This is a genomic window from Cupriavidus nantongensis, from assembly GCF_041726985.1.
Classification (GTDB): domain Bacteria; phylum Pseudomonadota; class Gammaproteobacteria; order Burkholderiales; family Burkholderiaceae; genus Cupriavidus; species Cupriavidus nantongensis_A.
In genome coordinates, this window is the sequence record NZ_CP168302.1 from 1,157,641 (window position 1) to 1,175,996 (window position 18,356).

The following is an 18,356-nucleotide window of genomic DNA, read 5'->3' on the forward strand; positions in this document are numbered from 1 at the left end:
GCGATCAGACCAGCCGAATGGGCCCGGGGTATTGGCCAACAAGCGGGTCCGAGGTCAGCAGCGTCAGGCCCTCCACGGTTGCCTGGGCGACGAGAAGCCGGTCAAACGGGTCTTTGTGAATCGCCGGAAGGCAATCAATCGCCACCGCATGATCACTGCGGATCGGCAGCTCACTGTAGCCGTTATCAAGCAAGCCTCTGCGAAAAACCCGGGCGTTGATCTGGAAGTCCGCACGGCCAAGCCCTTGCTTGATCGCGATCTCCCACAGGCTGGCGGGGCTGAAAACCAGCACCGTGTCGTCGGCGTTCAATAGCGCCTGCGCGTCTGGCGAGATGCGCTCAGGTGTCAGTGCCATCCTCAGCAGCAGGTGCGTATCCAGCAGGAGTTTCATGACTCGCCGCCAAACATGGCTTCAATCTCGCGCTGGCCCATGCGATCGAAATCCTCGGGCACCTGCCCCTGTCCGGCCATGAATCCCAACCGCTTGATCTGCCCTTTCTCCGGCACATGCAGCGCCACGACTTTCACAAGGGGCTTGCCTGCCTTGGCAATCACAAAAGGCTCGCCGTTGGCCGCCTGGTCGACCAGCCGCGAGAGATGGGTCTTGGCCTCGTGGATATTGATGGTTTGCATGACGCCCTCACTAAACTAAGTTTAGTTAGTCTAGTCCATCCAGACGGCTGCGGCAATCGCCGTTCCTCTAAACCCCCACCGCCAGAAAAAACCGCAACGCCAGCTTCAACCCATCCGGCCCCGCAGGGTCCGAGAACGCCTGCCCGCCGGCACCGCCGCTCCAGGCGTGGCCCAGGCCTTCCACGCGCACCAGCCGCAGGTAAGGCGACCGGCCCTCGTACCAGTCGAACACATCGATGGCGTGGCGCATGCCGCGCTGGATGCGCCGGGCCGGCACGCCGGCCAGCGGCGGAGTGCCTTCGGGCTGCAGATGCATCCACATGCCGGCGGCAGCGGTGGCGTTGCTGAAGTCGACCATGTGGTCGGCATCGCCATGCAGCAGCAGCAACGGTGGCGGGCGGCGTCCCGCCAGGCCGAAGCGCAGCGCCTGCATGGTCTTGGCGTCGGGCCCGCGCTGTCCGCGCATGGCGCGCGTGGCCTGCGCGGCATTGCTTGCGCTCCAGGGCACGGCGCCCGAGTGCGAGCCCACCGCGGCGAAGCGCGACGGATAGCGCAGCCCCAGCATCAGCGCCATCGCACCGCCCGCGGATAGGCCCAGCACGCTGATGCGGTCCGCTGCCACCGGATGGCGGCGGCAGGCCTGGTCGATCAGCGTCATCAGCAGCCCGGCTTCCACGGCGCCCTGCGCCGCGGGCCGGAACCAGTTCCAGCAACGCTGCGCGTTGGCCTGCGAACTCTGCTCGGGCAGCAACACCACCCAGCCGGATTCGCGCGCCACCGCGGCGGCGCGCGTGACCGCGGCAAAGCTGGCGGCGTCCTGGCCGCATCCGTGCAGCAGCACCAGCATCGGTGCGCGGCGCGACGCGGTGGCGCCGGCCGGCACGAAGATGCGGTAGCGGCGCGGCGCCAGCGGCGCGCCCCACGCGCCCTCTTCCCAGCGCCCGCTGCCACGGCTCTGCGGCGCCGCCACCGGCGACACCACCCCAGACAAGGCGCGCTGCGTCGCGGCCGTGACTGCAGCGGATTGCTTCACCGCGTTGCGCACCATGGCCTCGGTCATCGGCTTGGTGAAATTCTTGTTGACGGCACGCTGCATCTGGCGCGCATGGCGGGACGCGGTCTTGTTCAGCGTGGACCAGAGTTTCGCGCCGGGTGAGCGGGGCATGCGGCTTCCTGTGCAAGGGATCACCGCCACATGATATGCGCTGTGGCCGGCGCAACTTGCATGCAACGCGCGGCTGATGTCTGCCTACAATGCAAGGACCGTGTCGCGCCCAGACACGAACCGGAGGCAAGCATGAGCGATGTGAGCGAGTTCAGGCCCCTGGATCCGGGCCGCATCAACCTGATGGATCCGCTCGAAGTGCAGTACTGGTGCAGGGAGCTCGGCTGCAGCACCAGCGACCTGGAAAACGCCGTCGACCAGGCCGGCGATCATATCTCGGCGGTGCGCGCGCAGCTGGAACAGCGGCACGCGGGCGCCCGCTCCGGCTGACATCCCCACCCTGGCGGGGATGCCAGCACGCAGCGTCTTGCGCAGCCTGGCGTCCTAGCCGCCCAGGTTGAGCGCCTTGGGCAGCCGGATCTGGATGAACTCGCTGTCATCCGGCATCTTGCTGCCGACATGCCGCCCCACGCTGAACGGGAAGTTGTTGTCGTCGATCACCAGCAGCGTGGTCGGGTCCAGCACCAGCACGTCCTCGATGGTGTTGAACGGCATGCCGAACGGATCGCCCAGCGCCACGTCGCCCGGGGCGCCGCCGGCGCTGATGCCGGCGGGGTCGCGCAGCGCCATCAGGTTGGCCAGTTCGGACTTGGCGACGTAGTCGCCCGGCTTGCCCAGCTTCACCTGGAACAGCTTCTTGAAGCCGTTCGGGTCGCCCTGCGAGCCGTCGCGCTCGATGACAATGCCCTCGCTGGCGTTGAACAGGATGAAATCGCCGATATTGGTGCCCTTGTCGTCGAGCCGGTACTTGTATTGCACCCCGGTGTACCGGCGCGTGGCGATGTCGAACTCCGAGATCAGCAGCGTCTTGCCGTCATGCCCGGCCAGCGGCAGTTCCAGCAGCGGGTAGAGCGTCTTGCCGTCCGGGCTGATCGCCATGCCCTCGAAGCCGCCCGAGCGCTTCGCGCGCATAGGGTTCGACGTCGCGGTGGCGCGGTACGGCCAGTACAGGCCCGCCATCCACGGCGTGTTGGCGCCGGCTTCGTCCTGCATATTGGTGCCGTCGTCGCTGTTGGCCGCGTCGCCATAGATCGGGAAATCGCCGAACAGGTACACCGTGCGAATCGCCGGGAACTTCTCCTGCACGCGCAGCAGCGTGCGGAAATCGAAGCTCTGGATATCGGCGCGCTGGGCCATGCCGGCGGTGCTGATCACGCCGGCCAGCGTGTCGGCCATCTGCTCGGCGCCGACGGTGCGGTCCTTGTAGACGTTGCCCTTGCCGTCCTTGTCGCTGCGCGGGTTGAGCTTGGTCTCCAGATTGAAACGCACCGCCTGCGCATTCTTCACGCGCTGCGCCGCCTGCGGATGGCCCTGGCCGGCGCCGGTGCTGTAGTAGGCCACATAGGCGCTGACCAGGTCGAACACATCCTGCGCGCGCGGCACCACGTAGGGGCTGGCGTAGCCCTTGGCGGCCGCCACCGCCGCCGACACCGGCGACAGTACCAGATCGTTGCGCTGGCTCGGGCCGCGGAACAGCTTGTCGCAGATATAGGTGGACTGGATCTGCGCCGCGGTCAGGTTTTTGATCAGCACTTCGTCGGCGGTGCCGTAGGGCGCGCCGTCGGCGCGGCGGCACTTGACCGATTCGATATAGGGATCGTGCTTGAGCACCGCGACACCGTCGGCGGTGATGCCGACATCGGTCTCCAGCGTGGTCATCAGGTTATCCAGCGCGGCCTCCATCGCCGGCAGGGTGTTCTCCGGGCGCAGGTCGCGCGCGCCGCGGTGGCCCTGAGCGTCGAACCTGGCGGCATCGATCAGGCCGTCGGCGGTCAGGTAGTCGCCGGCCTTGCCGTCGCCATTGGCATCGTAGGCGGCAACGGCCGCGTAGAGCAGGTCGGGCCGGTCCGAGATGATGCCGTTGACGCCGGCCTTCAGCAGCTCGGTCATCTTGGCACTGTCGTTGACGGTCCAGGTCACCACGTTGTAGCCGGCGGCCTTGACCGAGGCCACGTCGAGCGTGTCGGACACCGCCGGCACCAGCCCCGGCTGCGGGTTGCCGCCGCGCGCATAGTGCGCGTCGGGGCTCGACTTGACGCCGTTGACGTCGTACTTGAGCTGCACGTAATACGGCGCAAACACCGGCGCGCGGGTGCCGCCATGCGCGAAGGCATGCGCGCGCACGGCGTTCATGATGCGCACCGGCGAGGCCTCTTCGTTGAACGGGTTCTGCGGCGAGCGGATCTCCTTGCCGGGGTTCTCGAAATCCGGCAGCGGGATCGGCGCTTCCAGCAGCACGCCGTTGGCGTCGGTATGCAGCAGGAACGGGCCGAACTCATCGCCGAACCACAGCGTGCCGTCGGGGCCGCGCTGCATGCTCTCGATATCGAAGTCGGCGCCGGTCAGCACGCGCTCGCTGGTGAACTGGTTCGCGATGGCGAACTTGACATGCCGGTTCGGATCCTTCAGCTCGATAAAGCTGCGCACCGCCACGCTGCCCGCACCGCCGGCCGCGGTCTTGAACGTCGGCGCCACCGTGTAGACGCGCAGGTTGAAATCGGCCGAGTTCTCCAGCGAACCGTAGCCGTTGTCAGCCATCACCATGAAGCTGCCGTCCGGGTTGCGCAGCACCGCCGAGAAACCCTGCACCGGCTGCGACGCGAACGGCGCGGTCTGGCCGTTGAGGTCGCCGGTGACATAGCGCCCCGACTGCGGCCCGCTGGCAAAGGTGGCGGCGGGCAGCACCGCGCGGCCCACCAGCGTGGGCGCGCTGACCGTGGGCGTGCCGTGGTCGCTGTCGTTGTCGTTATCGTCGCCGCCGCATGCCGCCAGCAGCGATGCCGCCACCGCGGCGCTGGCCAGTGCCGCGCGGGTCCGGCGCGAAGGGAAGACGCTCAGGCGCATTGCAGGTTCCAAGAGTTGGGCAATGCGCCATGGTGGTAGGTCGATATGTCGGCTTGATGTCGCTTGCGTGACAGCATGAGCGACACGCATCAATCGCGCAGCGGCATGCAGCCCTTACTCGCGTTAAGCGCAGTGCAGACCGGAATTCAGCAATGCCTTATTCGCCGGGCGGCAGTTTTGCTGCATGATTTCCGGCCCGGGCCCGGACCCGGCACTCAAGACTGGGACAGAGCGATAACACCACGTCGGAAAACAAGGGGTTTATCAACACGAGGACGCATCGACACATGAACACCAAGCTGCCGCTTTTCACCCTCTGCGCCGCCTTGCTCGCACCGGCCGCATGGGCCGGCAACGAACCGCACTGGAGCTACACCGGCCCCACCGGCACCAGCCACTGGGCCGAGCTGGACCAGGCCTACCAGACCTGCGCGCTGGGCAAGCACCAGTCGCCCATCGACATCCGCACCGGCAAGGCGCGGCCGGCGAACCTGAAGCCGATCGGCTTCGGCTACGCCGCGGCGCCGGGCACCGTGGTCAATAACGGCCATACCGTGCAGGTCAACCTGCCGGCGGCGGGGCAGATCGAACTGGACGGCGTGCCCTACAAGCTGTTGCAGTTCCACTTCCATACGCCCAGCGAAGAGAAGGTCAACGGCAAGACCTATCCGCTGGTTGCGCACCTGGTGCACCAGAATGCCGAAGGCAAGCTGGCGGTAGTGGCCGTGCTGTTCAAGTCCGGCCGCGAGAATGCAGCGCTCAAGCCGGTCTTCGCCAGCCTGCCGGCCAACGCCGGCGAATCGCGTGAACTGGCTGCGCCGCTGGACGTTGCGGCGCTGCTGCCGGCGCAGCAGGCCTATTGGTCCTTCACCGGCTCGCTGACGACGCCGCCATGCAGCGAGGACGTACGCTGGCAGGTGCTGAAGACGGCGGTGGAAGTGTCGCCGGCACAATTGGCGGCGTTCCGGAAGCTCTATCCGATGAACGCGCGGCCGGTGCAGCCGCTGAATGGCAGGACGGTGCAGGCAAGCCGCTGAGGGACTACGGTCTAACGCAACACCAACGTGTTTCCAACACCTGTTGGCGTACTCCCTCTCCCGCTTGCGGGAGAGGGGAGCAAACCTCAGCTTGCGAACACCTGGCAGCGACCCCTCACCCCAACCCCCGCATCGCCAGCTCCCCGCCCAACACCAGCAACCCGCAAAAAAACAACTTGCGAAAACGCTCCGCACTGATCCGGTGGCGCAGCCACTGCCCCACAAACATCCCGCCCAGCGCAGGCACCAGCGCCAGCGCCGACGCCCCAAGCACCGGCATATGCAGCAGCGCCCCGCCCAGCGCCAGGCTGACCGCCAGCGCGATGGTCGACACCGTGAACGACAGGCCCAGCGCCTGCACCAGGCTCTCCTTGTCCAGCCCCAGCCCCTGCAGGTAGGGCACGGCCGGAATCACGAACACGCCCGTGACCGCGGTGATGCCGCCGGTGACCAGCCCGATCAACGGCCCAAGCCAGCGTTCCGCGCCGGCCGGCACCGTCAGCTTTACCGCCGCCAGCCCCACCACCGCGTACAGCACCAGCGCCACGCCCAGCGCGGAGGTCGCGTGCGTCATCATGCCGGCGGGCACCAGTGCCGCGCACAGCCAGGTGCCGGCGCAGATCGCCGCCAGCATCGGCCACAGGCGCCGCACCAGCAGGCCGAAGCGCGGGCCGCTGAACAGCTGCACCACGTTGGTCACCATCGACGGCGCCACCAGCAGTGCCGCGGCCTGCGCCGGCGGCATCACCAGCCCCAGCATGCCCACTGCGACCGTGGGCAGACCCAGCCCGACCACGCCCTTGACGAAACCCGCCAGCAGGAAGGTCAGCCCGATAAACGCGGCCTGCGTGCCAATCGATTCCATCGTCATCGCCGCGCCCTCAGCCAGCGTCGCGGTCGTGCACCGCGCGGCTGTCCGCCGGCGCCTGCTCGCGCGCGTCGAGCCCGTAGTCGCGCAGCACCTGCGCCACGCGCAGCCGGTAGCCGGCGAACACGCCGCCGCGTCCGGCGGCCTGCGCCTGGCGATGCGCCAGCGTATTGCGCCAGGCGATCACCGCGGCCTCGTCGCGGAAGAACGACAGCGACAGCAGCTTGCCGGGGTTGGTCAGGCTCTGGAAGCGCTCCACCGAGATAAAGCCGTCGATGGCCTCGAGCTGAGGACGCAGGTGAGCGGCAATGTCGAGGTAGGTGTCCTGCCGGCCCGGCGCGGGCTCGACTTCAAAGATGACGGCGATCATGGTTGTCTCCGTGAGATCAAAGGAAATGCGGAATGCGCGCGTTCAGCGACGGACGATAACGGAATGCGCGCGCCAGCGCAGCCGGATCGGCGCCACGCGCGCACAGCGCCGTCACCGTCGCAGTGGCCAGGGCCTGCGCCAGCCGGTCACCGGGGCAAGCATGGCGGCCTTGGCCGAAGGTCCATGCGCGCGCATCGTCGGCAAGGCCACTGGTCGATGCCGCGGCCAGCAGCACCAGCACCGTGTCGCCGGCCTTGACGGCGTGGCCGCATAGCTGGGTGTCCGCAGCAAGAAATCGGCGCGTGTTCTGCACCGGCGGGTCGTCCTGCGCGACGCGCGCCACCACGCCTTGCAACGGCATACCGCCGGCCGATGGATTGCGGTCCAGCCACAGCAGCGTATTGCCAGCGAGGCCGGCAGTCGCTTCGCAGGCCTGGACCAGCAGGCCGATGATATTGGCGGCGACCGCCTGCGCCTCGATGCCGGCGGCCTGTGCCGCGCGTTGCAGCGCCGGCAGCGGGCCGTCAGCCGCTGGCAGGCTGGCGAGCGACGAGGCCAGCCACGTGCCCAGCCACTGCGCCGCCTCGGCGCCGGCGCGCACGGTGTCCGCGTCCGCCAGCGGCGACTGGGCGGCGGCGAACGCGGCAACCTGCTGCGCGACCTCGACCGCCATGCCGGGGTCGCGCGCGACCGGCAAGCCCAGCACCGATGCCACCGTGACAACCGGCAAGGCAAAGAGCCAGCGGTTGACCGACGCGGCCGGCATGGCAGGGTGCGATGCCTCGCCTGCATCCAGCACCTGCGCCATCGCAGCGGCCTGTTGCGCCGCGACGCCCGGATCCACCGCCGCCAGCATCGGCATCAGCAGCGCCTTCAGCGGCGCATGCGCGGCGCCATCGTTCATGCGGACAAGCCGGCCGAACAGGTCACCGGCTGCGGTGCCGGCGAGCGCGGGCGGCACCGGCTGCGTGGCCGGACGCACGCGGCAGTCGGGATGGGCCAGCACGGCTGCCACTTCACGCGGCCCGGCGGCCACCCACAGCCCCAGTCCTTGCTCGCGGAAGAAAGGCCGGGTGGCGGACAGTTCACGGTAGTAGGGATACGGATCGGGATGCGTGACGGCGCTGAGCGGGTCGATCCCGGCGAAGCTGGCGGTGATGGTCTCTGGCATGGCGGCGCGAATCGCATGTGGGCTGGCTGCGCCGCAATGTCGGGCGCACATCGGCATCATGCCGCCGCGGCCGGGCCGGAAGCTTCATGGTGTCGTGAAGCGTGGAATGCAGGGCGCTGCGGCCCGGCGATTGGTTGTATGCTTTGAGCACGGCGTGCCGGGCGCCTCGCGCGGCAACGCTATACCAAGTACGGCGGTGACGACATGAAGCGTGTTCACGCACTGGTTGTGGCCGGCCTCATGTTGGCGGCATGCGTTTCCACCGGCGTCGACGTGAAGCCCGAGCACTTGTCGAACTTCCTGCCTGGCTTCTCCACACTCGACGAGGTCACCACGCAGTTGGGCCCGCCGTCCTCGCGCGCCACGCTGCGCGACGGCTCGACCATCCTGGTCTACTCGTTCGCCACCTCCCAGCCCCACCCCGAGAGTTTCATCCCCTTCATCGGGCCGCTGTTTGCCGGCGGCGCGATCCGCGCCTCGACGGTGCTGTTCGAATTCGACCAGAACGGTGTCCTGCTGAGCCAGCGCCGCACCACCTCGAGCGGCGTCTCGGGAATGAGCGTGCTGACGCCCGGCGCGCTGCCCGGCACGCCGCCCGCCACGCCGCAATAGGCCGCCGGGCGCGCTTGTCACGTCTCCATCGTCGCCACCTGCCCATCGGCGCGCGCCGCCGCCAGCGCATCGTTGCGATGCGCGAGCCGGTACAGCACCGGCAGCACCAGCAGCGTCAGCGCCGTCGACGACAAAATGCCGCCGATCACCACCGTCGCGAGCGGCCGCTGCACCTCGGCGCCGGTGCCGGTGGCCAGCGCCATCGGCACGAAGCCGAGCGAGGCCACCAGCGCCGTCATCAGCACCGGGCGCAGCCGCGTCAGCGCGCCCTCGCGGATGGCATGGTCCAGCCCATGCCCGGCCTCGCGCAGCGAGCGGATAAACGACAGCATCACCAGCCCGTTGAGCACCGCGACTCCGCATAGCGCGATAAAGCCCACCGCCGCCGAGATCGACAACGGGATGCCGCGCAGCCACAGCGCCAGGATGCCGCCGGTCAGTGCGAACGGAATGCCGGTGAAGACCAGCAGCCCGTCCTTGACATTGCCGAACATGGCGAACAGCAGCACGAACACCAGCCCCAGCGCCAGCGGCACCACCACGCGCAGCCGCGCGGTGGCGGACTGCAATTGCTCGAAGGTGCCGCCCCAGCTGGTCCAGTAGCCGGCGGGAATCGCCACGCGCGCTCGGATGGCGGCCTCGGCCTCGGGCACGAAGCTGCCGATATCGCGCCCGCGCACATTGGCGCTGACCACGATGCGGCGCTTGCCGTTCTCGCGCGAGACCTGGTTAGGGCCCGGCGCCATCTCCACGCTGGCGACTTCGCTCAGCGGGATGTAGCTGGTACGCGCACCGGCGTCTTTGGGAAGCGCCACCGGCAGGCGCCGCAGCGCGTCGACGTCGGCGCGCACGGCCTCGGGCAGTCGCACCACGATATCGAAGCGCCGGTCGCCGCTGAAGAAGGTGCCGGAGACCTTGCCGCCGATGCCGATCGATACCGCGTCCTGGATATCGCTCAGGTTCAACCCGTAGCGGGCGGCCTGGTTGCGGTCGATCTGCACCGTCAGCATCGGCAGTCCGGTGGTCTGCTCGACCTTGACCTCGGCCGCGCCGGGGATATCCCGCAGCACCGCGGCGATGCGGTTGGCGGTCTGCTCCAGCACAGTGTTGTCGTCGCCGAACACCTTGACCGCCACGTCCGAGCGCACGCCCGAGATCAGCTCGTTGAAGCGCAACTGGATCGGTTGCGAGAACTCGTAGTTGTTGCCCGGCAGCTTTCCCACTTCGGCGCGGATCGCCGCGATCAGCGCGTCGCGCGTGCGGCGCGGCTCGGGCCATTGCGATTCGGGCTTGAGCATGATGTAGCCGTCGGAGATATTCGGCGGCATCGGGTCCGAGGCAATCTCCGCGGTGCCGGTGCGGGCAAAGATGCGTTCGATCTCCGGGAATTTGGCCTTGAGCGCGGTTTCCACCTGCTGCTGCATCGCCACCGATTGCGTCAGGCTGGTGCCGGGTATGCGCAGCGCCTGCACCGCGAGGTCGCCTTCGTTAAGGCTGGGCACGAATTCGCTGCCCAGGCGCGTGGCAATCGCCAGGCACAACACCACGGCCACGCCGGCGCCGGCCAGCACTACCGGCGTGGACGCCAGCACGCGCTCCAGCAGCACCGCGTAGCGGCGGCGCGCCCAGCCCATCAGCCGGTTGTCGCGCTCGGCCACGCGGTTGCCGATAAACAGTGCCACCGCCGCGGGAACGAAGGTCACCGACAGCACCATCGCCCCCAGCAGCGCCAGCACCACGGTAAAGGCCATCGGATGGAACATCTTGCCTTCGACCCCGGTGAGCGCAAAGATCGGCAGGTACACCACCATGATGATCAGCTGGCCATACAGCAGCGGCCGGCGCGCCTCGCGCGCGGCGGCAAAGACCTCCTGCAGCCGTTCCTCCCGCGTCAGCGCGCGGCCCTGGCGGGCCTGCGCATGCGCCAGCCGGCGCACGCAGTTCTCGACGATCACCACCGCGCCGTCGACGATGATGCCGAAGTCCAGCGCACCCAGGCTCATCAGGTTGGCGCTAATGCGGTAGTGGACCATGCCGGTGAAGGTGAACAGCATCGACAGCGGGATCACCAGCGCGGTGATCAGCGCCGCGCGCAGGTTGCCCAGGAACAGGAACAGGATGGCGATCACCAGCACCGCGCCTTCCACCAGGTTCTTCTTGACCGTGGCGATGGCCTTGTCGACCAGCGTGGTGCGGTCGTACACGGTAACGGCCTGTATCCCCGCCGGCAGCGTGCGGTTGATCTCGGCCATCTTGCGGTCCACCGCCTGCGACACCGCGCGGCTGTTCTCGCCGAGCAGCATGAACACCGTGCCCAGCACCACCTCGCGGCCGTTCTCGGTGGCCGCGCCGGTGCGCAGCTCGCCGCCGGTCTGCACCGTGGCCACGTCGCGCACGCGGATCGGCTGGCCCTGCGCGGTGCCGACGATCACGTCACCGATTTCGTCGAGCGAGCGCACCTGGCCGGGCACGCGCACCAGGTACTGCTCGCCGCGGCGCTCGATATAGCCGGCGCCGACGTTGTCGTTGTTCTTCTCCAGCGCGCCCACCACATCGGCCAGCGTCAGCCCGTACGATGCCATGCGTGCCAGGTCGGGCGCCACCACGTAGGCGCGCGCATGGCCGCCGATGGCGTTGACCTCGGTCACGCCCGGCACGTTGCGCAGCTGCGGCCGGATCACCCAGTCCTGGATCTCGCGCAGGTCCGACAGCGTGTAGGCGCTGCCATCGGGCTTGCGCGCGCCGGGGTGGGCCTCGACCGTCCACAGGTAGATCTCGCCCAGTCCGGTCGAGATCGGCCCCATCGCGGGCGCGATGCCCGGCGGCAGCTGGTCGCGCGCCTCCTGGATGCGCTGGTTGACCAGCTGGCGCGCAAAGTGGATGTCGGTGCCGTCGCGGAAGATCACCGTCACCTGCGACAGCCCGTAGCGCGACAGCGAGCGGGTCTGCTCCAGACCGGGCAGGCCCGCCATCACGGTCTCGACGGGATAGGTGATGCGCTGCTCGGTCTCCAGCGGTGAATAGCCCGGCGCGGCGGTGTTGATCTGCACCTGCACGTTGGTGATGTCGGGCACCGCGTCGATCGGCAGCCGGGTGTAGCTGTACAGGCCCAGCGCGGCCATGCCCAGCACCGCCAGCAGCACCAGCCAGCGTTGCGCAATGGCAAAGCGGATCAGGCGTTCGAACATGCGCGCCTCCCGCTCAGTGCTCATGCCCGGCGCTGGCTTTGCCCAGCTCGGACTTGAGGATGAAACTGTTGGCCGCGGCGTAACGCGCGCCGGCCTGCAGGCCCTTGGTCACCTCCACCAGCTTGCCGTCGGTGCGCCCGGTCTGGACCGGCTGCACCGCAAACCCGGCCGGCACCGCGACGAACACCACGCTCTGGCCATCGACCTGCTGCACCGCGTCGGCCGCCACCGTCACCGGCACCTGCACCGGCGCGCCCAGCACGCTGACCGTGACGAACAGCCCGGGGCGCCACGCCGTGCCCGGATTGGCCAGCGTCACGCGCGCCTTGGCGGTGCGGGTCTGCTCGCCCAGCAAGGCGCCGACGTAGGACACCTTGCCTTCGGCCTGCGTGGCAGAGGCGCTGGAGCGCACCGTGACCGCCTCGCCCACGCGCACGCGGTCCAGGTCGCGCGCGGACACCAAGAACTCGGCCCATACCGAACTCAGGTCCGAGACCGTGAAGACGCTGGCGTCTTCCTTGACCGCTTCGCCCAGCGACAGGTGCTTCTCGACCACGATGCCGTCGAACGGCGCGCGCAGCGCGAACTGGTTCAGCGCGCCGCCGGCGCCGCCGCGCTCGGCGGCGCCGATCGCGGTCAGCTTCTGGCGCGCGTTCTGCACCGCGATCTGCGCCTCTTCCAGCGCCGTGCGCGCCTGCTGGTAGTCCTGCTCGGCGGAGATCTGCTCCTGCCACAGCGTCTTCTCGCGCGCGTAGGTGGCCCGCGCCAGCGCCTCGCGCTTCTGCGCGGCCAGCAGTTCGCTGCGCTGCTCCGCCACCGAGGTGCTGGCAATCAGCGCCAGCACCTCGCCCTTGCGCACCGACTGGCCCAGGTTGGCCGGCACCGCCTGCGCGACGCCCGCGACGCGCGGCACCACGTGCGCGGTGCGGTCGTCGTTGAAGCGGATCTCGCCGGGGAAATCGACGCTGCTGCGCAGCGCCGCCGCGGCGGCGGTGGCCATGCCGATACCGGCCTGTTCGATCTGCGCGGGCGTCAGCGCGATCACGTGCGGCTTGTCTTCGGCTTGCGGCTGCGCCGGGGGCGCGCCAGCGTCGGCATGCTTATCGGCCTTGTCTCCTGCCCTCTCCCCCTCCTTGCCATGCTCGTGCCCATGCTCGTCGCCGTGTTCGGCATGCCCGTGCGCGGCCTCGCTGCTGGGGCTGCCGCCCTTGCCGGTGAACAGGATCGCCGCGCCGCCCAAAAGCCCGGCGACCAGGATGGCCACCACCGCGGCCCGTTGTTGCTTGCTCATTGCCATGTCTGCAGCTTCCGTATCAGTGTCCGAGGATGCGGTCGATGCTGGCGGCCGCGTCATAGGTGCGGGCCAGCACGTCCAGGTAGCGGATGCGCGCCTGGAACAGCGTGCGCTGGGCATCCAGCACGTCGAGGAAATTGAACTTGCCGGCCTCGAACCCGCGCGAGGCGGCGGCGTAGGCCTGCTCGGCCGCCGGCAGCACCGAGGCCTGCAGCGTCTGCGCCGCGGCGCGCGACACCGACAGCTGCGTCGAAGCCTGCTGCAGTTCGCCCTGCAGGCGCACGCGCGTGGCAGCGTGCGCGTCCTGCGCGCCGTCGGCACGGCGCAGCGCCGCGTACAGGTTGCCCTGGTTGCGGTCGAACAGCGGCAGCGGAATCGCCACGCCCAGCACCGCCATGTTGCGGTTGGCCTCGTTATCGCGCTTGGCGCCCAGGCTTACGGTCACGTCGGGATACTGGCGGCTGCGCTGCACCGCCACTTCGGCACGGCTGCGCTCCGCCGCCAGGCGGCTTGCCGCCAGCAGCGGCGAGTCTTCCAGCGCCGCCTGCAACGCGGCCGGTGCGGGCCGCGACGGCAATGCATCGAGATCGCCCTGCGCCTGCGCGAAACGCGGCACGCTGTCGCCCCATAGCCCCGCCAGCGACTGCCGCGCGGACTGCAGCGCGCCGGTGGCCTCGGCCAGTTCCAGCTCGGCGTTGGCCTGCTCCACCCTGGCGCGCGTGGCCTCCAGCGGCGCGACCTTGCCGGCGGCGACGCGCCGGCCGGCGGCATCGGCGGCCTGGCTGGCGATGCCGACCGAACCCTCGGCCAGGCGGACGCGCTCCTGCGCCACCAGCACGCCGAAGAAGCGCGCGATCACCGCGGCGCGCAGCTCGGCGCGGGTGCTGCCCAGCTCGGCCTGCGCCAGCTCGCGCCCGCGCTCGGCCAGGCCGATGCGGGCGGCGCGCTTGCCGCCGAGTTCGATCGGCAGGTTGACCTGGCCGGTGGTCGAGCGCGAGGCCTTGCGCGTGTCTTCTATCGACACTGCCAGTTCCGGATTTGGAATCACGCGCGACTGGATCAGGTCGCCTTCGGTGGCATCGAGTTCCTTGCCGGCGGCGGACAGCGTAAAGCTGCCAGCCTCCGCCAGCGCCAGCGCGGCATCCAGGGTCAGGGTTTGGGGCGGCGTCTGCGCGACGCCAGGGAAAGGGCTGGATAGCACGGCCGCCAGCCCGAGCGGCAGCAAAAGTCTTCGCATCGAATTGCACCAGAAGAAAACCGGGGAAATTCGGCGAGACGCCCGGCGTCATGCGGTCATGACGCCAGGAGGCGATCGCAAGGGATCGGGATAGCGGGGAAGCGTCGTCTCGCCGGCTAAGCGAGACGCGGCCACTGCGGGCGGTCGGGCGCCCGCGCGCTGTGTGAGGAGAAGCTGGGCTGCGGCACCGGCGGCGCCAGTTCCACCCGGCGCAGCGCAGGCACGTCCTGCGCATCGGCCGGCGCGAAGGGCAGCGAGGCGATATGGCAGACGCCGCAGTCGGGATCGGCCAGGTTCAGCCTGGCCTTGTCCTGCGCAGGATCGGCTTGCTGGTCCTGCCCGCCGCCGCCAGCCTGGTGCCGGTGCTCGTGGTGGCCGAAATGCGCCTTGGCCGACAGCGCGACCTCGTGCCCACAATACGCGGCAGCTCCCGCCCAGGCGAACTGGAGCGGCAAGACGAGCGCAAGGAGGACGAGGAGGAGCCGTTGCATGAATCGTGGGAGCGGCGCTGCAGGCATGACAACCGGGGCGTCGGCAGCGAGTCGCAAGTTTAACCGAGGCGCAGCGGGCATTCGGGCAACGGGGTCATTACATTTGCGTCATGGCATTGGCGGGTGCAAACCCCCGATCGTTTATTCAATATTTTTGAATAACTCATCCGGCAAAGCACCCGCTTTGCTGGCGGTTGGACTCCTATAGTTCCGTACATGAACGGCACGCACACAAAGCAACGCCTTCTGACAAATTCAACAAGCTAACGGAGAACCACCATGACCAAGACCGCCCGCCTCGCTTCCGCCCTGTTCCTGTCGTTGGCCGCCCTCGGCGCCGCGCAAGCTGCCACCGCCGCCAGCCAGCTGCCTGGTGACCAGTACGGCTACAGCTTCCGCAGCACCGTGCCGGGCGACAAGTATGGTTATGAATTCCGCAGCCACGACGCCTTCACCGACGGCGCCCGCGCCGGCAAGGCCGATCCCTTTACCGACGGTGCCCGCACCGGCAAGGCTGATCCCTTCACCGACGGTGCCCGCACCGTGGCCGGCCTGGACCGCAGCGGCGTGTCGGCATCGCCTGCCCGCGGCTTCGACACCTTCACCGAAGGCAGCCGCACCGGCAAGTTCGACCCCTACGGCGAAGGCGCCCGCGCCTGAGCGGCCAACGCCCGCGTCAGCGACCGTCGTTCCCGCGAAGGCGGGAACCCAGTGACTTTATCCCCGAAGGGGACGTGAAAGACGCTGGATTCCCGCCTTCGCGGGAATGACGGTAGTGATTGGTCCCTTAACTGAACCCATTTGCGCCAGCGCTGGCCTTTGTCATTCGTCGCGCCCCAGCCTGTGCATGGCTTCGCGCAGCGTGCGCATCTGCGCGCTGAAGCGGGTGCAGGCATCGCAAATCGCCAGGTGCGAACGCATGCGCAGCCGCTCCGTCCACGACAGCGGCAGGTCCAGGCTCTTCATGGTCAAGTTATGGACCTCTTCGCAGTCCGGCAGCAGCCGACGCGGGGAGCGGGAGGGTGGGGTTTCCGGCATCTTTGTCCGTGACGGTTCGCTGGCGTGGGGATGGGCGGGCTCAGCCGGCCCTGCCGGGCCCGCCACGCTGGCCAAACCAGTGCAGTTCCAGGCATTCGCGCAGGCGCATGCGGGCCCGGTAGAGCATCGCCCAGGCATTGGTCGCGCTGATCTGCAAATGCTGACAGATTTCTTCGGTGTCCAGCTCCAGCCATTCCCGCATCATGAAGATGCGGCCGGTGCGCGCCGGCAGGCGGTCCACGCATAGCTGCAGGATCTCGAAGAACTCGCGGCGCTCGAACGCGCGCTCGGGGTCGCCCCAGTCAGAGGGCGGATCCTGGTAGTGGCCGTTGCGCGTAAACAGGGCGTCGAAGGCATCGTCGTCGGACTGCGGCTGGCCATCGCCGTCGGTGGCCAGCGCCAGCCTGACCTCGCGCCTGCCGCTGCGCAGCGCGTCGATGATCTTGTGCTTGAGGATGCCGACCACGTAGGTGCGCAGCGCCGACTGGCCGGCAAAGCGCTCCGGGTGTTCGAGCGCCGCCAGCAGCGTTTCCGAGACGGCATCTTCGGCCACTGCCTCGTCGCGCAGCTGCAGGCGCGCAAAGCGCAACAGGTAGGGGCGTAGCGCCTGCAGTTCGGCGGGGTCGAGGCTCATCGGGATCGGGGGCGGTTGCCTGGACAGATGCGCCATCATACCCGCGCCCTTCCCTTTGCCGGTATGCCGCGGTGGTCAGCCGATCCCGCGGAACTGCCCGCACAACCGGAACACATCCATCGACAGCGCAATCCCCTTGGCCTTGCCGTAGCGCGTCGCCAGCTTCAGCAGCTCCTTGATGTCGCGTCCGCTCGCGGCGGGGTAGGCGTCGGTCAGCGCGTCGATCAGGCCATCGTCCAGCTCGGCGCCGAACTGTTCGGCCTGCAGCCGCCACAGCCGCACGGCGTCCTCCCGGTACGGCGTGGTGTAGTGGATGGTGGCGATGCAGCGCGACAGGATGGCATCGTCGACGTCGCCGATGCGGTTGGTGGTCATGAACAGCAGGCCGCTGAAGTACTCCAGCGTGCGCAGGAACTCGGCGACGATGGCATTGTGCTCGAGGTCGTTGTCGCGGCGGCGGATATAGACGTCGGCCTCGTCCAGCAGCAGGATCGCATTCCAGCGCATCGCCCGGCGCAGGATGGTCATCAGCGTGGCGCCCACCGACGCCGCGGTGGTGCCCAGCTGCCCCGAGTGCACGCGGTACAGCGGCTTGCCCACCACCTCGGCATAGACCTCGGCGGTCAGCGTCTTGCCAAGTCCTGGCGCGCCCTGGCACAGGATGGTGGTGCCGCCGGACTTGCCCGGCACGAAGTCCGGCGCCAGCATGTTCATGTGCGAGGTCAGGATGTCGATCAGGTCGCGGTGGTGCGCCGGCAGCACCAGCTTGTCGCGCAGCGCGGGCTGGTAGCGGTACTCGGCCAGGTGCTGCACGTGGACCCAGATATTGCGGTGCCACTCCAGGTGGAACAGGTGCACGTAGCCGTGCACCGGCACGCGCTCGAAGCCCTCCATGATGCCCGCCTCGCGCCAGAACGACGGATCGCAGGTCATCTCGAAACGGCGCTCCAGCCGCTCTTCGTCGTTCACGCAGCGCGCGCCCGCGGCATCGGCAATCGGGATCAGCTCCGCCGCGCCCTTGGCATCGACCGCGAACGCCGCGCGCGTCGCGACGAACTGCGCGCCGAAGCCGCGCTGGAAGCGCACGAAGCGCTGCGCATGCTGTTCATACTCCTGGCGGAATTCCGCGCACTCCTTGTAGAAGCCGAATTCGGCCAACAGCTCCGGGATGGTGCGGTTGGCGATATCGTCACGCGTGATCACCATCGACGTGGTCATGCCCGAGCGGCGCAGGTGATGGTCGGTCAGCGCGGAGTTGGCCGACTGCATGGTGTTGGCAAGCAGGTCCACCACCACGTAGGCCATGCCCTGCTCGGGCAAGACATAACGCATGCGGCGCACCAGCCAGGGCAACAGCACGCCGTCGCGGTTGCGCTGGTACAGCCAGCCGTCGATGGCATCGCGCGACAGGTAGGCGGCCAGCCCCGCCACCAGCTGGTCCAGCCCCGGAATCACGCGTGCCTGGGGCGCGTTGTAGATGTTGTCCAGCGCCAGCATCTGGAACATCAGCGCGCGCTCGTTCCGGGTCTTGCTGAGCGTATAGAGCGAACTGAGCGCGTGCGCATCGAACAGCTTGCTCGACACCAGCATATTGCCGTGGCACACGCCATGCTGCTGCAGCTGCCGGGCCAGCGGCGAACCGGTCTCGATCATCGCCAGCAGGGGATGGATCAGCGCCTCCGGAATCTCGAAATCCATGTACCGCACTCCCGTT

General features: G+C 68.7%; 18 protein-coding genes. 4 read left to right on the top strand and 14 right to left on the bottom strand.

What is annotated here, in order from left to right:
• Nucleotides 1–4 precede the first annotated feature (4 nt).
• The 3 genes from ACEI37_RS04920 to ACEI37_RS04930 form a co-directional block, all read right to left on the bottom strand.
• A complete protein-coding gene (locus tag ACEI37_RS04920) occupies nucleotides 5–391 on the bottom strand; it encodes a type II toxin-antitoxin system VapC family toxin (protein ID WP_373377604.1) in 387 nt (128 codons plus the stop codon).
• Nucleotides 388–633 carry a type II toxin-antitoxin system Phd/YefM family antitoxin gene (locus tag ACEI37_RS04925; RefSeq protein ID WP_373377605.1) on the bottom strand — a complete coding sequence of 82 codons (246 nt, stop codon included), beginning with the start codon at nucleotides 631–633 and terminating at the stop codon, nucleotides 388–390. Before ACEI37_RS04925 ends, ACEI37_RS04920 begins: the two co-directional genes overlap by 4 nt.
• A 67-nt stretch (nucleotides 634–700) precedes the next feature.
• The gene (locus tag ACEI37_RS04930; protein ID WP_373377606.1) at nucleotides 701–1,798 is read right to left on the bottom strand and encodes a PHB depolymerase family esterase; all 1,098 of its coding nucleotides are present in this window, start codon (nucleotides 1,796–1,798) and stop codon (nucleotides 701–703) included.
• Nucleotides 1,799–1,930: 132 nt separating this feature from the next.
• On the opposite strand from ACEI37_RS04930, the gene ACEI37_RS04935 reads away from it, so the two are divergent.
• Complete coding sequence (locus ACEI37_RS04935) at nucleotides 1,931–2,128, top strand: DUF3606 domain-containing protein (protein ID WP_373377607.1); 198 nt, start codon at nucleotides 1,931–1,933, stop codon at nucleotides 2,126–2,128.
• Between the two features lie 54 nt (nucleotides 2,129–2,182).
• Here the strand turns inward: ACEI37_RS04935 and ACEI37_RS04940 are convergent, their stop codons facing one another.
• Entirely contained in the window at nucleotides 2,183–4,702 is a 2,520-nt protein-coding gene (locus ACEI37_RS04940; RefSeq protein WP_373377608.1) for an esterase-like activity of phytase family protein, read from the bottom strand.
• A 287-nt stretch (nucleotides 4,703–4,989) separates the two neighbouring features.
• On the opposite strand from ACEI37_RS04940, the gene ACEI37_RS04945 reads away from it, so the two are divergent.
• Nucleotides 4,990–5,739, top strand: a complete 750-nt coding sequence (locus tag ACEI37_RS04945; RefSeq protein WP_373377609.1) for a carbonic anhydrase — start codon at nucleotides 4,990–4,992, stop codon at nucleotides 5,737–5,739.
• 115 nt (nucleotides 5,740–5,854) lie between these two features.
• Here the strand turns inward: ACEI37_RS04945 and ACEI37_RS04950 are convergent, their stop codons facing one another.
• Genes ACEI37_RS04950 through ACEI37_RS04960 form a run of 3 tightly spaced genes read right to left on the bottom strand, consistent with a single transcriptional unit; the run spans nucleotide 5,855 to nucleotide 8,148 of the window.
• Nucleotides 5,855–6,610 (bottom strand): sulfite exporter TauE/SafE family protein, encoded by a 756-nt coding sequence (locus ACEI37_RS04950; RefSeq protein ID WP_373377610.1) that lies wholly within the window; start codon nucleotides 6,608–6,610, stop codon nucleotides 5,855–5,857.
• 10 nt (nucleotides 6,611–6,620) lie between these two features.
• Nucleotides 6,621–6,977 (bottom strand): antibiotic biosynthesis monooxygenase, encoded by a 357-nt coding sequence (locus tag ACEI37_RS04955; protein WP_111516572.1) that lies wholly within the window; start codon nucleotides 6,975–6,977, stop codon nucleotides 6,621–6,623.
• Nucleotides 6,978–6,993: 16 nt separating this feature from the next.
• On the bottom strand, nucleotides 6,994–8,148 hold the full coding sequence (locus ACEI37_RS04960; RefSeq protein ID WP_373377611.1) for a cytochrome P450: 1,155 nt from the start codon (nucleotides 8,146–8,148) through the stop codon (nucleotides 6,994–6,996).
• 204 nt (nucleotides 8,149–8,352) lie between these two features.
• Between ACEI37_RS04960 and ACEI37_RS04965 the strand changes: the two genes are divergently transcribed.
• Nucleotides 8,353–8,760 (top strand): hypothetical protein, encoded by a 408-nt coding sequence (locus ACEI37_RS04965; RefSeq protein WP_373377612.1) that lies wholly within the window; start codon nucleotides 8,353–8,355, stop codon nucleotides 8,758–8,760.
• Nucleotides 8,761–8,777: 17 nt separating this feature from the next.
• Here ACEI37_RS04965 and ACEI37_RS04970 read toward each other — a convergent pair whose 3' ends face one another.
• From ACEI37_RS04970 to czcI, 4 genes are all read right to left on the bottom strand, one after another.
• Nucleotides 8,778–11,948 (bottom strand): CusA/CzcA family heavy metal efflux RND transporter, encoded by a 3,171-nt coding sequence (locus ACEI37_RS04970; protein ID WP_373377613.1) that lies wholly within the window; start codon nucleotides 11,946–11,948, stop codon nucleotides 8,778–8,780.
• 13 nt (nucleotides 11,949–11,961) lie between these two features.
• Nucleotides 11,962–13,245 carry an efflux RND transporter periplasmic adaptor subunit gene (locus ACEI37_RS04975; protein ID WP_373377614.1) on the bottom strand — a complete coding sequence of 428 codons (1,284 nt, stop codon included), beginning with the start codon at nucleotides 13,243–13,245 and terminating at the stop codon, nucleotides 11,962–11,964.
• Between the two features lie 16 nt (nucleotides 13,246–13,261).
• On the bottom strand, nucleotides 13,262–14,479 hold the full coding sequence (locus tag ACEI37_RS04980) for a TolC family protein (protein WP_373377615.1): 1,218 nt from the start codon (nucleotides 14,477–14,479) through the stop codon (nucleotides 13,262–13,264).
• A 116-nt stretch (nucleotides 14,480–14,595) separates the two neighbouring features.
• Nucleotides 14,596–14,970, bottom strand: a complete 375-nt coding sequence (gene czcI, locus ACEI37_RS04985; protein ID WP_373377616.1) for a cation efflux protein, CzcI family — start codon at nucleotides 14,968–14,970, stop codon at nucleotides 14,596–14,598.
• A 279-nt stretch (nucleotides 14,971–15,249) separates the two neighbouring features.
• Here czcI and ACEI37_RS04990 point away from each other — a divergent pair, with 279 nt between their 5' ends.
• The gene (locus tag ACEI37_RS04990; protein ID WP_373377617.1) at nucleotides 15,250–15,630 is read left to right on the top strand and encodes a hypothetical protein; all 381 of its coding nucleotides are present in this window, start codon (nucleotides 15,250–15,252) and stop codon (nucleotides 15,628–15,630) included.
• Nucleotides 15,631–15,792: 162 nt separating this feature from the next.
• Here the strand turns inward: ACEI37_RS04990 and ACEI37_RS04995 are convergent, their stop codons facing one another.
• The 3 genes from ACEI37_RS04995 to ACEI37_RS05005 form a co-directional block, all read right to left on the bottom strand.
• The gene (locus ACEI37_RS04995) at nucleotides 15,793–16,008 is read right to left on the bottom strand and encodes a zf-HC2 domain-containing protein (protein WP_373377618.1); all 216 of its coding nucleotides are present in this window, start codon (nucleotides 16,006–16,008) and stop codon (nucleotides 15,793–15,795) included.
• 40 nt (nucleotides 16,009–16,048) lie between these two features.
• A complete protein-coding gene (locus ACEI37_RS05000) occupies nucleotides 16,049–16,642 on the bottom strand; it encodes a sigma-70 family RNA polymerase sigma factor (protein WP_373377619.1) in 594 nt (197 codons plus the stop codon).
• A gap of 75 nt (nucleotides 16,643–16,717) precedes the next feature.
• Nucleotides 16,718–18,340: an AAA family ATPase gene (locus ACEI37_RS05005; RefSeq protein WP_373377620.1), complete on the bottom strand. Its 1,623-nt coding sequence runs from the start codon at nucleotides 18,338–18,340 to the stop codon at nucleotides 16,718–16,720.
• Nucleotides 18,341–18,356 lie beyond the last annotated feature (16 nt).